Origin of the sequence: Allobosea sp., assembly GCF_030695125.1 — a bacterium.
Lineage (GTDB): Bacteria > Pseudomonadota > Alphaproteobacteria > Rhizobiales > Beijerinckiaceae > Allobosea.
Genome location: NZ_JAUYTP010000017.1, coordinates 1 through 1,822 on the forward strand (window position 1 = coordinate 1; position 1,822 = coordinate 1,822).

Genomic DNA, 1,822 nt, shown 5'->3' on the forward strand with positions numbered 1-1,822 from the left:
TCGGACCGTGATCTGTCCTGGCCTGTTCCCGCGGGAACAGCGCACCGATGGGCCTGGCTCTAGGGTCAATTCATCGGCGAACGGATCGCCGCCCAGCCAGAGGATGAGCGTCATGACCAAGAGCTTCACCAAGACCGTCGCCGCCGCCCTGACCGTCGCCATGATCAGCGGCTCCTTCGTCTCCAGCGCGTCTGCCTCCGATCGCGGCTTCGAGGTCAAGCCGGTCAAGCAGCACAGCCGCAAGACGGCCGTCGCCGGGGCCCTGCTCGGTGTTACCGGTGCCCTCATCGGCGCGGCGATCATCAGCAACCAGGCCCGTGCGGCCGAGCCGCGCCACCGCAGCTTCCATGATCGCGACGTGCGTCGGGCTGATTACGGTCACCAGCGCCCGGTGCGCTTCGTCGAGGCCGAGGAGGAGTGCTTCGAGAAGCCGATCAAGCGCTTCGACCGCTACTCGGGCGAGACCATCGTCGTCGGCTACAAGACCATCTGCCGGTGAACGGCAGCCTGTGAGGCTCCACAGCTCTCTTCAGCTCCCCCAAGCCCCCCTGGAGCTCCAGCTCCAAGGGGGCTCGATCCTTGCGGTCAGCCGCCTGCTGCAGACAGGAACGTGGAATCCCGGCACGGCGATCCAACCTCACACGCGCTCCAGCGCCCGATGCGGCAGGGCTGGGAGGGTGACGGCGATGGCATCCCCCGGCGCGACCACCCCACCCTCCAGCACGATGCCCATGATCCCGGCCTTGCGAACGATCCGGCCGTCCGCGTCGCGCCCGAGCACGGCGGCGAGCAGCCCCGGCCGGAACGCCTCGATCTGGGCGCAAGGATTGCGCAGGCCGGTGATCTCGACCAGCGCCTCCGCCCCCAGCCGCAGCCTTGTGCCGACCGGCAGGCCCAGCAGGTCGAGCCCGCGCGTCAGCAGGTTCTCGCCCATCTGGCCCGGAGCGACATCGAAGCCGGCGGCGTTCAACTCGTCGAGCAGTTCGGCATGGATGAGATGGACCTGGCGCAGATTGGGCTGCGTCGGATCGACCGCGACGCGCGAGCGGTGCTTCACCATCTCACCGGAATGGGCGTCCCCCTCGACGCCGAGCCCGGCCAGCAGGCGGATCGAGCCCTGAAGCGGCTTGCTGAAGCGGTGGCCCGTATCCGCGCTCACCGAGATCACTGTCGCGGTCGTCATCACCCGCATCGCCCTCCTGAGATCATCCTCGTTGAATGATGTGACGTGGAAACACGCGGTCGTCTCGGGCTTGACCCGGGACCGATTCCGGAACCTACCTCACCAGCGCTCCGGAATGGATCCCGGATCTCCGCTTCGCTGCGTCCGGGATGACAGCCTATTTTCAAAAATCCCAGGAAAACCTCGCTGGTCGACGCAGGTGGATCAAAACCTACCGCTCATGACAAAGCCGGCCCCGCATCGCGGAACCGGCTTCGCTGATCGGGTTGTGACCCGCCGAAAGCTCAGTGGCCTTCGTCGAGACCGCCCATATGCTTCTGGGTGTAGAGCTCGATGCCGATGCGGCCGATGAGGTCGAGCTGGGTCTCGAGGAAGTCGATATGGCCTTCCTCATCGGTCAGCAGCGCCTCGAACAGGTTCTTGGAGACATAGTCCCCGAGCTGCTCGCAAAGTTCGCGGCTCGCCTTGTAGGCGGCGCGGGCTTCGTATTCGCCAGCCAGATCGGCCTCGAGCACTTCCTTGATGGTCTGCCCGATTCGCAGGGGTGCGACGCGCTGCAGGTTGGGATGTCCTTCAAGAAAGATGATCCGCTCAATCAAACGATCGGCATGGACCATCTCCTCGATCGATTCCTTCTTC

Annotated in this window: 3 protein-coding genes; 1 reads left to right on the top strand and 2 read right to left on the bottom strand. The window is 65.5% G+C overall.

The annotated features are described in order from the left end of the window. The first annotated feature begins 112 nt into the window (after positions 1-112). Positions 113-499: a hypothetical protein gene (locus tag Q8S38_RS05270; protein ID WP_305679384.1), complete on the top strand. Its 387-nt coding sequence runs from the start codon at positions 113-115 to the stop codon at positions 497-499. Positions 500-637: 138 nt separating this feature from the next. Here the strand turns inward: Q8S38_RS05270 and Q8S38_RS05275 are convergent, their stop codons facing one another. Both Q8S38_RS05275 and bfr read right to left on the bottom strand, forming a co-directional pair. Beyond that, complete coding sequence (locus tag Q8S38_RS05275; RefSeq protein ID WP_305679385.1) at positions 638-1,183, bottom strand: MOSC domain-containing protein; 546 nt, start codon at positions 1,181-1,183, stop codon at positions 638-640. 284 nt (positions 1,184-1,467) lie between these two features. Further along, the coding region (gene bfr / locus Q8S38_RS05280; protein ID WP_305679386.1) for a bacterioferritin at positions 1,468-1,822 on the bottom strand (355 nt) is incomplete at its 5' end.

Bases quoted from the DNA above. Each gene is read 5' to 3' on its own strand.
- Q8S38_RS05270 (WP_305679384.1), top strand. From the start codon at position 113: ATGACCAAGAGCTTCACCAAGACCGTCGCCGCCGCCCTGACCGTCGCC.
- Q8S38_RS05275 (WP_305679385.1), bottom strand. From the start codon at position 1,183: ATGACGACCGCGACAGTGATCTCGGTGAGCGCGGATACGGGCCACCGC.